The following is a 13,458-nucleotide window of genomic DNA, read 5'->3' as shown; positions in this document are numbered from 1 at the left end:
TGGTGCAGTTTCCGTGCCAGTGCCCTTGCCGACTGGGCGCCGGCAGGCTGGCGCCAGCTTGGCCGGCCGCCGCCGATCGATTCTACTCAAGCCGTCCCGGTTTCGAGACGAAATGCCGGTTGACCTGTCGCCCGATTCCGACAAAACCCGAGGAAAAGCCCGCCGGGCCTTTATTGGCGGGCATCTCTTTGGTGAGACAATCCGTCTCGATTTGGAGACGATGCTTAATTATCCGAAGATAAATCGGAGACGACGACACCATGATGAACGACTGGTCGAACCTGCCGGCGGGTTACGGCGACGTGCTCACGCGCGCGGCCGAATCGCTGTTCCGCACCTTCGAGCATTCGAGCGCCGGCACCCTGATCGTCGATCGCGACGCGCGCGTGGTCTGGATCAATTCGCGTTATGCCGCGCGTTTCGGTTTCGCCGATCCGAGGACGGCGATCGGGCTGGACTGCGAGGCGGTGATCCCGCACAGCCTGATGCGCGAGGTGGTCGCCACCGGGCGGCCGATCCTGCTCGACATCATGGAGACCGGCCGCGAACCGCTGGTGGTCACGCGCCTGCCGCTGGTCGACGAGGCCGGCGAGACGGTCGGCGCGATCGGCTTCGCGCTGTTCGACGAGCTGAAGACGCTGACGCCGCTGTTCGCGCGCTACATGCAGGTGCAACAGGACCTGCTGGCCGCGCAGCGCTCGCTGGCGCAGGCGCGCCGCCCCAAGTACACCTTCGCGAGCTTCGTCGGCACCAGCGCGGCCAGCCTGGAAACCAAGCGCCAGGCGCGGCGCGCGGCGCTGGTCGACGCGCCGGTGCTGCTGCTCGGCGAAACCGGTACCGGCAAGGAGCTGCTCGCGCACGCGATCCATGCCGCCTCGGCGCGCGCGGCCCGGCCGCTGGTCACCGTCAACGTGGCCGCGATCCCCGACGCGCTGCTGGAAACCGAGTTCTTCGGCGCCGCGCCGGGGGCCTACACCGGCGCGGATCGCAAGGGGCGGGTCGGCAAGTTCGAGCTGGCCGACGGCGGCTCGCTGCTGCTCGACGAGATCGGCGACATGCCGCTGCCGTTGCAGGGCAAGCTGTTGCGCGTGCTGCAGGACAAGGAGTTCGAGCCGGTCGGCTCGAACCGCATCGTGCGCGCCGACGTGCGCATCATCGCGGCGACCTCGGCCGACCTGCCGGCGCTGGTCGCCGCCGGGCGCTTCCGCGCCGATCTCTATTACCGGCTGAACGTCCTCACACTGAACCTGCCGCCGCTGCGCGAGCGCGCCTCCGATATCGAGGCGCTGGTCTACACCATGCTCGAGGAGCTGGCCGCGCAACACGGCCATGCCGCGCACTGCACGCTGGCCGCCGACGCGCTGCGCCTGCTCGCCGCGCATGCCTGGCCCGGCAACGTGCGCGAGTTGCGCAACACGCTGGAGCGGGCGCTGATGTTGTCGGACAGCGCGGTGATCGACGCGCGCGTGCTGGCACCCTTCGTCGGCATCGCCCTGCCGGCTGGCGCGACGGGGCCGGCGAGCGGCGGTTTGCCGGAGGAGCCGGGCGGGATGCGCGAGGCGCGTGCCTTCGCGCTCGACGCCGGCGAATCTGATGCGGGGGATGCCGCCCTGGCCGATCGGGCGCCGAGCGCGATGGTTGCGCCGGCAACGGTTTCCTATGCAGCGGCCTTCGCCGACTGGGAGCGCCGCTTTTTGAGCGAGGCGCTGGCGGCCAGCGGCGGCCGCGTCGCCGAGGCGGCCGCGCGGATCGGCATCGGCCGCGCGACGCTCTACAAGAAGATCGCCGCGCTCGGCCTCGACGCCTGAAGATCGACTCGGCGGCGCGTCGGCTATCGATAAGGCGAAATGATGCGCGCGACAATCCTGATTACGGAATATTCCTCATTGCCGGCATTCCTTGCGCCGCATGTGTCATATCCGCGTGTTATTGACGCTTCGATAACAATCCGATACGGACCTGTATGTCAGACGAATAAGATTTTCTACACAATTACGATTGAAAATTAATCAATCGCAGTGCAGCATCCCGGCAATGTCGGTGGACATATCGATATGAATACTTCGTTGAACTGCCGAATGCGCGAGTTGGCGCGACGCGCGCGAGCTTCCGCCCTGCCGCCAGCGGCGGCGGGGCTCGCCGGCCGAGCCGCGATGCGAGGGACGGCGAACCGAAGGCCGGTGCGACTCGCGCCGTCGCCGGCGGCGCGCCGGCCAGCGCCGATTGAACCCGGGCGGCACGCGTGGGTCAGAGTCGAATCGAGACTGAAACAATCCCGAAAGGGTGGACGGCGCATGGCCGTCGCCTCGTGATGTCGCGACCCGGCCGGCTATTTCCCGTATAGCGGGCGAAGCCGGTTTTTATCGCGACTCGAATTGACTTTCGAGCGGGGCGGCATGGCATACTCGCGTCGTCCCAAAAGCATACAGACCGGAACCCTCCATGACATATCGACTGGCGAAAGCGCGTTCGTCGCGCAAGCCTGCCGTCCGACTGGCATTGACGATTGCCCTGTTCGCGAGCCTCGCCGGATGCGGTGGCGGCGCGCCGTTGTTTACGCCGGATGGACGCGCCACCACCCAGGTGCAATGTCCGGAAGGCGGCCCCTGGGATACCTGCTTCCAGAATGCGCGCGGCATTTGCGGCGGCGAGTTCGACACGATCCAGCAATCGGTCAACAACGGCACCCGCAGCCTGCTGTTCGCCTGCCGCTCGAATCCCGCCAATTGAGCGGAGTCGTTTGCGGGACGAGCGCGGCGCGCGAAAAAAAATGAACCCCGCTTGAATTGATTTCTATACTGTCCAAATAACCATTCAGGAGTCGGATTCGATATGGCGACCTATAGGCAACTGACGGCCCAGCTCGAGAAGCTGCAGCAGAAAATCGACAAGGAGCGCGAAAAGGCCATCACCGACGCGATTGCCGATATCAAGGCGAAAATCGCGGAATACGACATCACGCCCGAAGAGCTCGGTTTCCGCAGCGTCGGCGTCGCCGCGAAACCGAAAAAGCCGCTGCCGCCGAAATACCTGAATCCGAAGACGGGCGAGACCTGGAGCGGCCGCGGCCGCGCCCCGGCCTGGCTGGGCAAGAATCGCAACCGTTTCCTGATCAAGGACTGATCCCGGAAAGTCTCACCTTTGGCGCCTTCTGCAACGGTGCGAATCGACTGCGTGTCGTTCGCACCGTTTTGTTTTGGGGAAAATGCGCGAGTGTGGAACATTTTGCTAATTATGTTTCCCAGTGGCGCCTGAACTTGAATCCCCGTGAAATACCCTGGTAAATAAGGGCTTTGGCCTTAATTCGAAGCGAATTCGCGTTTTGGCTCAGGCAAGTCCGGGGCAATTCGGTCGTCGCGCCGAACGCGGTTTCGCGGTGCCGGGATGGCCGATCGGCATGCGAATGGCGGCCGCTCCCGGATCTCCTCACCCTCGCTCCCGAACCGTCTCACCTTCGCTCCCGAAAAACCTCACCTTTGCGAGCGCGAGCCCGGCAAGGCATCAGGCAAGGCGCGCGGCGGCCCGCCCGGCGCGGCCTCGATCCGGCTCGCAAGGGGCCGCGCCGGCCGGCGTCCGAGCTATAGGCAGGCCCCCGGCCTTCCCCTATGCTACGGCTCACCGTCGCGTCATACGCGGCATGCCTTGAGGAGACGCCGTGACCGTCCGCAATCTCGATGCCTTGTTTCGACCGAAGTCCGTCGCGGTGGTGGGCGCGTCCCGCCGCGCCGGCAGCATCGGCGCGATCGTCTGGGGCCGCGTGCTCGACGGCGGCTTCGCCGGCCCCGCCTGGCCCGTCAATCCCAAGTACGACGAACTGAATGGGCAACGCGTGTTCGCGCGCGTCTCGCAACTGCCCGAGGCGCCTTCGCTGGCGATCGTCTGCACGCCGCCGGCCACCTGGCCCGGCATCGTCAAGCAGCTCGGCGCGCGGGGCGCGCGCGGCGTGATCCTGGTCGGCGAGGCACGCACGGCCGCCGAGCGCGCCTCGGTCGAGCGCGCGCTGGAGGCGGCCCGGCCGCACCTGCTGCGCGTGGTCGGTCCCGGCAGCCTCGGCGTGATCACGCCGCACCTGAACGCGCATTTCGGCGCACCGGCCTATCGCGTGAATGCCGGCGGCGTGGCCTGGGTCTCGCAATCGAACGCGCTCACCAATGCCGCGCTCGGCTGGGCGCACGCGCGCGGCCTCGGCTTCTCGCACGCGGTGGCGCTCGGCGACGAGGCCGACGTCGACGCGGGCGACGTGCTCGACTACCTGGCCAGCGATCCCGGCACGCGCGCGATCCTGCTCGAACTCGACAGCGTGAAATCGGCGCGCAAGTTCATGTCGGCGGCGCGGGCGGCGGCGCGCAACAAGCCGGTGCTGGCGCTGCGCACCGGGCGCGCCGATCCGGGCGACGCGCTCTACACGGCCGCCTTCCAGCGGGCTGGCATGGTGCGCGTCGAGGCGCTCGACGACCTGCTCGACGAGGTCGAGACGCTCGGTGTCGGCCGCATCGCGAACAGCAATGCAGCCACCGTGATCACCAGCGATGCCGGCGTGGCGAAGCTCGCCGTCGACGCGCTCGGCGCGGCTGGCGATCTGCGCTTGGCGCCGTGGCCGGCCGCGGCCACCGAGGCGCTGGCCGCGGTGCTGCCGCTGCCGCGCGGCATCGAGGCGGGCAACCCCCTGCTGCTCGGTGACGACGCGCGGCCCGAGGCGTTCGGTGCCGCGGTGCGAGCGCTCGGCGCGCACGGCGCGGCGGGCACGCTGTTCGTGGTGCATGCCACCTCGCACAACGCGCCCGTCGAGGCCGTGGCGCGCGAGTTGATCGAGGCGCAGCGAAGCGCCTCGCGCGGCATCGTCGCCTGCTTCTTCGGCGGCGTCGACGCGGCCACGCGCGATGCGCTGCACGCGCACGGCATCCCCGTGCACACCACGCCGCAGCGCCTGGCGCGCGCCTACGCGCGGCTGGTCGACTACCGGCTTGGCCGCGAGCTGCTGATGCAGACGCCCGAAGGTTCGCCGCCCGAGCCGCCGCCCTCGGTGGTGCAAGCGCAGGAGGCAGCGCGCGCTGCGCTCGCGCGGGGCCCGGCCGAACTCGACGGCGCGCAGGCCGCCGCCTGGCTCGCGCATTTCGGGCTGCAGGGCGTGCAGACCGACGCGGATGCGCGCGACATCATCGTCGAGGTCACGGTCGAGATGCATGACGACCAGAACTTCGGCCCGGTATTCCGTTACTCGGTGCCGGCGGCGGACGGCGTGTCGGCGCCGCTGGTGGTCTATGGGCTGCCGCCTTTCAACACGGTGCTGGCGCGCGCCGTGGTGCGCCGCTCGCCCTATTCGCGCCGCGCCGAGCCCGAGCCGCTGCTCGAGGCGCTGATGGCGCTGTCGCAGGCGGTCTGCGAGGTGCGCGAGCTGGTGGCCCTGTCGCTGGTGCTGCGGGTGCTGCCCCGGCACGTGACGATCCGCGACGCGCGGCTGCGTTTCGCGGCGGGGCGCGGACGGCTCGCGATCATGCCGTATCCGCGCCGCCTGGAGCAGCAGCTCGAATGGCGCGGCCGGACCATGACGGTGCGGCCGATCCGCCCCGAGGACGAGGCCGCGCACACGGCGCTGCTCGGCGCGATGACGCCCGACGATCTGCGCATGCGCTTCTTCGGCTCGATCCGCAGCTTCGATCACTCGCAGGTCGCGCGCATGACGCAGATCGACTACGACCGCGAGATGGCGCTGATCGCCACCGCCGACGATGACGACGGGCAGCGGCAGACGCTGGGCGTGGTGCGCGCGGTGGCCGATCCGGACAACGAAACCGCCGAGTTCGCGATCGCGATCCGTCCTGACCAGAAGGGCAGCGGGCTGGGGCGGCTGCTGATGGGGCAGATCATCGACTACGCGCGCTCGCGCGGCACGCACTGGCTGATCGGCGAGGCCTTGCGCGAGAACGGCGCGATGATCGGCCTGGCGCGTGCCTCGGGCTTCGCGGTGAGCGCGGGCGAGGAGCCGGGCGTGGTCGCGTTCCGCTTGAAGCTGCGGGATTGATCGCGGCTGACGCGGCGTGTCGCGCGCGGCTTCGCCGTCGCGCAGCGAGGCGACAGGTGAGCCGATGCGGGAGCGGAGGTGAGGTTTTACGGGAGCGGCGGGGAAGGCGGCGAGATTGAACGACACCGTCGCGTAGCAAGCGAATCGCGAGATGCAGGGCCGTCGGCGTTGATGACGCCGGCGGCCCTGTCTGTTTTCAAGCGGAGATTCAGGCCGCGAGCTTGTTCGAGGCGTCGTCGATCAGCGGGCGCGACAGCGCCAGTTCCTCGAGCAGCGCCTCCGCGTAGACGGCGCCGGTTTCGCGCTCGAGCCGCGCGATCGTCAGCGCGCAACGCGCCACGTCCTTCGGCATCGCGATGAAGCGCTTGACCGATTCGCCGGCCGTGAAGGCCTCGAACAGCGCGCCACGCACCTCGTCGGGCAGCGTCTTGGTCCACTGGTAGGGCTTGCCGTTGAAGGTGATCGAGGGCGGCAGCACGCGCTCCTTCTTGCTGGCCGAGATCAGGCCGTAGGTGCGCGCCGCGTCGCCGATCTGCTCGGGCGAGAACAGCTCGTCGGGCGAGATGTCGAACTGCTCGATGTAGGCTTCGATCGCCTGCATCGCGGCGGCGCGATCGTCGCGTTTCTTCTGGGCGCGCGCGACGATGTCGCGCAGCTCGTCTGCCTCCTCGGGCGTGATCGTGAAGCTTGCCTGCTTCTGCTGAAGTTCGGAAAAACGCTGGAATTCGATATCGGTCAGAAGTTTGGCCATGAGGGTCATCGTGCGCGCGCCGCCGGATCGACGGGCGTCGGTTTGCGAAAGGGCCGCTATTTTAGCGTCGCGCGCCGATGCGATCCAGCGCGCGTGCCGCGGTGCCGTTCGCGCGATGCGTCCGGCGCCCGCCGTCGCCTCGCTCGTGGCGCGCCACGGCCGGCGCTCAGGCTGCCTGCAGGCTGGCCATCGACAGGCCTTCGGCGGTTCGCCGCAGCAGCTCGGTGGCTTCGTCGAGCGTCGGCGCGCAGCGCGTGTCGACGCGCTGCACGTAAGGGCAGGTCAGCACCGCGATGGCCTGCCCCGAAGGCCCGAGCACCGGAACGGCGATATCGGTAACACCCAGGGCCCGGCGAGACGCCTGACGCAGGCAACCCTGCTGCCGCGCGCCGATGGCGGCTGCCTCGAAGGCGGCTTCGTCGAGGCCGTTCGCGTCGGCGAGTTTCGCGTGCTCGCCGAGCATGTGCTCGCGCTGGCCCGGCGTCTGGAACGCCAGCATCAATTGTCCCGAGGCGGTATCGGTGAGCCCGACGCGCGAGCCGAGCCGCACCGTGATGCCCCAGGCGCCCGGGTCGTCGACCTGGGCGATCACCAGCAGGCCGCCGCGGTCGTGGACGCTCAGGTGGCAGGATTGCCCGGCCGTGTCGGCGAAGCGCTGCATCGGCGGCAGCGCCTCGTCGATCAGCCGGTTCATCGGCGGATGGCGGTGGGCCAGCGCGAACAGCTTGAGGCTCAACGTGTAGCGGTCGCCGGACGAGGAGCGCGTCACGTACTGGCGTGCCACCAGGCGCTCGAGCATGCGGTAGATCTCGCTGGCGTTGCGGCCGAGCTGCTTGGTGATCTCGGTGCGGGTCAGGCCTTCCTTGCGTTGCGCGAGCAGTTCGAGGATATCGAGTCCCTTGTCGAGCGCCGGTGCGCGATAGCGCTCGACTTCCTCGGGCGTGCACGGGGAGGTGGCGGAATTCGCGAGAGCGGCAGATGTGGTCGGCATCGTGAGTGGTGGTTGCATGGTCGGGCGCCCGCGTCGCGAGGACGGCTTGCGCCCGGTTGTGGCTACGGGGCGGATCGGCACGCAGGCGCCCGGCACCGGGCCTGTCGTGCTCCGCCGTGCGATCGCACAATGGCGGGGTGCATCAGTTGATCCGTTTATTTCCGGAAAGTAAACGTCAAGAAATGAACAGTAAGCATGTTTACGTGCGCCGAGGCCTGGCCCCGGCCCCGGCGAGCGGGGCGGATTTCCTTGCCGTTTCAGGCAGTTCGGCGCGTTGCGGCCGATCGGGCGGCGGTTCGGCGGCAACTGTTGTCGTTTGACAACATACGATGCGGCTCCGGCGGAGCAAACCGGTCCCGGGGCGGCGCCCTCGGCGGCCGCTGCAATAGTGGGTATCCGTGAGCCATCATTCCGGCGTCGCACGCAGATGATAAAAATCGCCAACCGGACCGGGACCGGGACCGGCGCCGCCGCGAGGCGCGCCGGCGGCCGCGCAGGCACAATCGTCCCGCGCCGATTTCGTCCATGTGATCCAACCAGAGGAAGTTCGTCATGAAACTGCTGCGTTACGGCCCGGTGGGCCAGGAAAAGCCCGGCCTGCTCGATGCCGGGGGTCGGATTCGCGACCTGTCGGCGGTGATCCCCGACCTGGCCGGCGAGGCGCTCTCGGATGCCGCGCTGGCGCGCCTGCGCGCGCTCGATCCGGCCTCGCTGCCGCTGGTGCCGGGCGAGCCGCGCATCGGCGCCTGCGTCGGGCAGATCGGCAAGTTCGTCTGCATCGGCCTGAACTACGCCGATCACGCCGCCGAATCGGGGCTGCCGGTGCCGAGCGAGCCGGTGGTGTTCGCCAAGTGGACCAGCGCCGTGTGCGGCCCGAACGACGGCATCGAGATCCCGCGCGACTCGCTCAAGACCGACTGGGAGGTCGAGCTGGGCGTGGTGATCGGGCGGCCCTGCAAGAATGTCGACGAAGCCGATGCGCTCGACTACGTGGCCGGCTACTGCGTGATCAACGACGTGTCCGAGCGCGAATGGCAGATCGAGCGCGGCGGCCAGTGGGACAAGGGCAAGGGTTTCGACAGCTTCGGCCCGATCGGCCCCTGGCTGGTCACGCGCGACGAGGTGCCCGATCCGCAGCAGCTCTCGCTGTGGCTCGAGGTCGACGGCCATCGCTACCAGGACGGCAGCACGCGCACCATGATCTTCGGCGTGGCCGAGGTGATCGCCTATCTGTCGCGTTGCATGAGCCTGCAGCCGGGCGACGTGATCTCGACCGGCACGCCCCCCGGCGTCGGCATGGGCGTGAAGCCCGCGCCGGTCTACCTGAAGCCGGGCCAGACCCTGCGCCTGGGCATCGACGGCCTCGGCGAGCAGCGCCAGCTCACGCGCGCGGCCGACTGAGTTCCGCGCTCGCCCGCGCCGGCGGGTTTCGATGTCGGGCCGCGTCGAGGCCCCGATATCGGATCCGGCGGCGCGGGCGATCCGCCAGGTCCAGACAGTGCCGCGCCGCCGCAATCGAGCAGGACTCCTCCTCAATGCGGCCAGGTGGGCGAGCACGATATCTCCCCCGAAATTCACGAATCGACCGGCAAAGGCGCGGCAGTCATCGCGTCGAAGCGCGGTTCGATCTCGACACCATTTTCATCTCCCCATCGAGCAAAAAAGGGCGCGAAATCCGGCCAGGCTTTCGTGACATTTCGCTGCGGAACTCCTGCGAATCTCGACGCGCGTCGCGGTTGACCCGACAGGCGGGCATCTCTCGCGATGTCATTCCCGATGATTCGCCACGGAGTTGACCATGGACCGCGTTTCCCCCTCCCTTCTCGCCGTCGAGGCGCCGCTTCAGGCATCGCTTCAAATACCGCATCAGATACCGCTTCAAATACCTCTTCCCGCCCCGATCGTTCCCATTGCCGACGATGCGCCGCTTCGCAGCGAGCGACTGCCGTTCACGATCCGCGCGGTGCGCGACGAGGCCGACCTCGAACGCGTGCTGGCGATGCGCCGCGCGGCCTATGGCCGGCACACGCCCGAGTTCGCGGCCGGCATGACGATCGAGGCCGGCGACCGGCGCGACGACACGGTGCTGCTGCTGGCCGAATCGCGGCTCGATCGCGAGGCGATCGGCACCATGCCGATCCAGACCAACCGGCACGGCCCGCTGCCGCTGGAAGGCTCGGTGGCGCTGCCCGACTGGCTGGACGGCTGCCGGCTGGCCGAGGCGACCCGGCTCGCGGTGCGCGGCGGCATGATCGGCCGCGCCGTCAAGGTCGCGCTCTGCAAGGCGCTGTTCCTCCATTGCCGCTCGGCCGCGATCGACTGGATGGTGATCACCGCGCGCTCGCCGCTCGATCGCGAATACCAGGCGATGCTGTTCGAGGATGTGCATGGCAGGCCCGAGTTCTTCCCGATGGCGCATGTCGGCGGCATGCCGCATCGTGTGCTCGCCAAGCGGGTCGACGCGGCGCGCCGGCGCTGGGCCGAGGTGCGGCACCCGCTGTACGGCTATGTGTTCGACACCCATCATCCCGACATCGACGTGAGCGTGCCCGAAGCCTGAGAGGCGGCTCAGGCGGCGCGATGCTCCCGACTGCCCAGCCGGGAGCATCTATGGATTCCGATTCTTTCTTGATGAGAATTAATAACAGCGCGGCGCATGAAGGCCGATTAGAATCGAATGCGTTTTGGCAAGCGACAAACGGGGGATGACAGACATGCGGCTGTCGGCTTGGGCATCTGGATTCGGACAGCTGGCGGGCGGGCGCTCATTCGACCGCTGGTTCGATGTCTTTTCGATCTATCTCGTGCCCGCGATCCTGGCGATATCGACCGCGCTGTTCTTTACGATATCGCCATCGGGCGATGTCTCGATCGAGACCACTCCCCTCGATTTCCACGCCTTCATCGACGGCAGCGACCGGGCCTCGCCGGCCGAGGCCCTGCGCGCGCTGCGCGAGGCGCCGGTGACGGGGCGCTTCGGCACGCACCTGTCCGAGCACCCGGTCTGGATCCTGCTCGACGCGCAGCCGGTAAATCCGGCTGCCGATTCACGCGACTACCTGGCCTTCGCGTCGCGCCACGCGAAATCGCTGTCGTGCTGGAACGCCGGCACGCTGGCGCCGCTCGGCGCGGCCGATCGCGTCAGCCCGCAAGGCGCGATGCAACTGGCCGCGGCCGGTTTCGCGCTGCGTCTCGAACCGCCCGCCGCGGGCGCGCCGATCCTCTGCCGGGGCCTCTACAGCGGCCCCGCCTACGTGACGGCCAGCCGCCTGACGGGCCGCGCGCTGACGGCGGCGCGGCTGCAGTTCGAGCGCAATGCCTCGCTGATCGGCGGCGGGCTGTTGACGCTGGCGATCTTCATCTTCGTGACCGCGATGATCAACCGCGAGTGGACCTACGTGGTGTTCTCGGTCTGGCTGGTCGGCAACCAGCGCCTGGCGGCCAACGCGCTCGGCTTCGACAACGCCTGGCTCGGCCACACCCTGTCGCCGGCCTGGATCGACCTGGTCCGGCAACTGAGCTTCGCGATCTACTACATCGTCACGGTTTCGCTGTTCGGCCGGCTGTTTCGCCGCGAGATCGCGCGGGTCTCGCTGCAATGGCTGCTCAAGACCGTGCAGCTCGGCGGCCTGCTGTTGCTGCTGCTGTCCTTCGTGCTGCCCTATCGCCAGTTCGTGCCGGCGCTCTGGGCGCTGGCCGGCGCCGGCATGCTGCTGTTGCTCTACCTGCTCGGCACGCTGCTGCTGCGGGCGCGCTCGCGCACCGTGATCTGGTACGTGGCCTCGCTGTCCTTCGTGCTGTTCGCGATCCTCTCCGAGGTGTTCGCCGCCGCGCTCGGCACGCGCATGCTGTTCGGCGGCCTGAACCCGGTGGTCACGGCGCTGGTCTCGAGCATGATGGCGGCCTTCGCGATCGCCGAGCAGATGCGCGCCGATCGCGCCCAGCGCCACAAGTCCGAAACCGAGTTGCGCACCACCTACGACCTCACGCCGATGGGGCTCTTCACGCTCGACAGCGAGGGCCGCTTCACGCGCGCCAACCCGGCGCTGCTGGCGATGCTCGGGCTCGATCGCGACAGCTACCGCAGCCGCCACTGGACCGATTTCTTCGACGAGGGCTCCTGGATCCGCCTGCGCGACCTGGCGCTGCGCGGTGGCGAAAGCGCCATCGAGATCAACGGCTCGCCCGACGCGGGCACCGCCCGGCGCCGTTATTCGCTGCGCGCGATCTTCTCCGAGAACGCCTACGAGGGCTCGCTCGAGGAGGTGACCGAGCGCGCCGAGGCGGTCGCGCGGCTGCACTTCCTGGCCGAGCACGATTCGCTGACCGGGGCGCTGAACCGGCGCGGCATCGAGCGCGTGCTGGAAGGGCTGACCAGCACGCGGCCGTCGTGGTCGGTGGCCTATGTCGACCTCGACCGCTTCAAGCTGATCAACGACATGTTCGGCCACGCGGCCGGCGACGAGGTGCTGCGCCAACTGGTGGTGCGCATGACGGCGAGCCTGGAAGGACGCGGCACCATCGGCCGGATCGGCGGCGACGAGTTCGTCTGCGTGTTCGCCGAGATGGACGTGGACGAGGCCGCCGCGCTGTGCCGGCGCCTGGAGCACGCGGTCAGCGCGCTGCCCTATCCGATCGGCAGCCGCGCGTTCCGCGTGCGGGCCTCGATCGGCGTGGTCGAGTGCCTGCCGAACATGTCGGTGCAGGACATCGTCGCGCACGCCGACCAGGCCTGCCGCGAATCCAAGCGCGACGGCAACGGCAAGGTGGTGGTCTATCGCAGCGACGCGTTCGACCTGGAGCGGCGCACGCGCGACATCGCGCTGATCGGCACGCTCAGCGAGGATGCGATTCCCGAGGGCCTGGTGCTGGCGATGCAGCCGATCATGTCGGTCACGAACGCGGCCGAGTCGCTCGATTTCGAGGTGCTGCTGCGCTTGCGGCGCGACGACGGCACGATCCTCAGCGCGGTCGACTTCATCGACGCCTTCGAGCGCTCGGGCACCATCGGCGCGATCGATCTGTGGGTGCTGTCGATGGTGCTGGAGTGGATCGAGCGCAACCAGGCCGCGCTGACGAAGACGCGCTTCATCTGCGTGAACCTGAGCGGCGCCTCGCTCAACGACGAGCGCATCGTCGCCGAGCTGTTCCGGCGGCTGGAGGCGCATGCCTTGATCGTCCATTACCTGTGCCTGGAGATCACCGAGACGGTCGCGCTGCACGACCTGAAGACCAGCCAGCACTTCATCGCGCGGGCCCACGACATGGGGATCCGCATCGCGCTCGACGATTTCGGCGCGGGCCACACCTCGTTCAAGTACCTGAAGGCGCTGTCGGCCGACGCGCTGAAGATCGACGGCGAGTTCGTCAAGACCATGTGCGAGCACCCGGCCGATATCGCGATCGTCGAGTCGATGGTCAACCTGGCCCGCAACCTCGGCATGCGCACCATCGCCGAGTGGGTCGAGGACCTGCGCACCTTCGAGGCGCTGCGTGCGATCGGCGTCGACTACGTGCAGGGTTACGCGGTCGGCCGGCCGGTGATGCCGGAGCGGATCCTGGCCGCCGATTCCTGCCTCGACCTGGTGCTGCTCGACTCGATCCGGCGCGTGCTGGCCGAGCCGGCGCCGGCCGGTGCCGATGCGGGCGAGGAAGCGAACGACGAAGCGCGCGCGGGCGATCGGGGTTGAGGAA

At 68.7% G+C, this 13,458-nt stretch carries 9 protein-coding genes; 7 read left to right on the top strand and 2 right to left on the bottom strand.

All coding sequences use genetic code 11. The annotated features are described in order from the left end of the window. Positions 1-260: 260 nt before the first annotated feature. The 4 genes from BM43_RS13590 to BM43_RS13575 all read left to right on the top strand — a co-directional run bounded on the left by BM43_RS13590 (position 261) and on the right by BM43_RS13575 (position 6,022). Complete coding sequence (locus BM43_RS13590; protein ID WP_036055235.1) at positions 261-1,808, top strand: sigma-54 interaction domain-containing protein; 1,548 nt, start codon at positions 261-263, stop codon at positions 1,806-1,808. Positions 1,809-2,442: 634 nt separating this feature from the next. Next, positions 2,443-2,730: a hypothetical protein gene (locus BM43_RS42250; protein WP_013691631.1), complete on the top strand. Its 288-nt coding sequence runs from the start codon at positions 2,443-2,445 to the stop codon at positions 2,728-2,730. Positions 2,731-2,832: 102 nt separating this feature from the next. Further along, positions 2,833-3,123: an H-NS histone family protein gene (locus BM43_RS13580; RefSeq protein WP_036055236.1), complete on the top strand. Its 291-nt coding sequence runs from the start codon at positions 2,833-2,835 to the stop codon at positions 3,121-3,123. A 532-nt stretch (positions 3,124-3,655) separates the two neighbouring features. After that, on the top strand, positions 3,656-6,022 hold the full coding sequence (locus BM43_RS13575) for a bifunctional acetate--CoA ligase family protein/GNAT family N-acetyltransferase (RefSeq protein WP_036055237.1): 2,367 nt from the start codon (positions 3,656-3,658) through the stop codon (positions 6,020-6,022). A gap of 208 nt (positions 6,023-6,230) precedes the next feature. On the opposite strand, the gene BM43_RS13570 is transcribed toward BM43_RS13575, so the two are convergent. Both BM43_RS13570 and BM43_RS13565 read right to left on the bottom strand, forming a co-directional pair. After that, a complete protein-coding gene (locus BM43_RS13570; protein WP_036055238.1) occupies positions 6,231-6,782 on the bottom strand; it encodes a hypothetical protein in 552 nt (183 codons plus the stop codon). A 157-nt stretch (positions 6,783-6,939) separates the two neighbouring features. Beyond that, a complete protein-coding gene (locus tag BM43_RS13565) occupies positions 6,940-7,764 on the bottom strand; it encodes an IclR family transcriptional regulator (RefSeq protein ID WP_036055239.1) in 825 nt (274 codons plus the stop codon). 552 nt (positions 7,765-8,316) lie between these two features. On the opposite strand from BM43_RS13565, the gene BM43_RS13560 reads away from it, so the two are divergent. The 3 genes from BM43_RS13560 (at position 8,317) to BM43_RS13550 (ending at position 13,454) form a co-directional block, all read left to right on the top strand. Continuing rightward, a complete protein-coding gene (locus tag BM43_RS13560) occupies positions 8,317-9,165 on the top strand; it encodes an ureidoglycolate lyase (RefSeq protein ID WP_036055240.1) in 849 nt (282 codons plus the stop codon). A gap of 562 nt (positions 9,166-9,727) precedes the next feature. Continuing rightward, entirely contained in the window at positions 9,728-10,324 is a 597-nt protein-coding gene (locus BM43_RS13555) for an N-acyl amino acid synthase FeeM domain-containing protein (protein ID WP_230676387.1), read from the top strand. A 244-nt stretch (positions 10,325-10,568) separates the two neighbouring features. Further along, positions 10,569-13,454: a putative bifunctional diguanylate cyclase/phosphodiesterase gene (locus BM43_RS13550; protein WP_230676388.1), complete on the top strand. Its 2,886-nt coding sequence runs from the start codon at positions 10,569-10,571 to the stop codon at positions 13,452-13,454. The last annotated feature ends 4 nt before the right edge of the window (positions 13,455-13,458 follow it).

This window comes from Burkholderia gladioli (assembly GCF_000959725.1).
GTDB classification, from domain to species: Bacteria; Pseudomonadota; Gammaproteobacteria; order Burkholderiales; family Burkholderiaceae; genus Burkholderia; species Burkholderia gladioli.
This window is presented reverse-complemented; position numbering and strand designations above follow the sequence as displayed.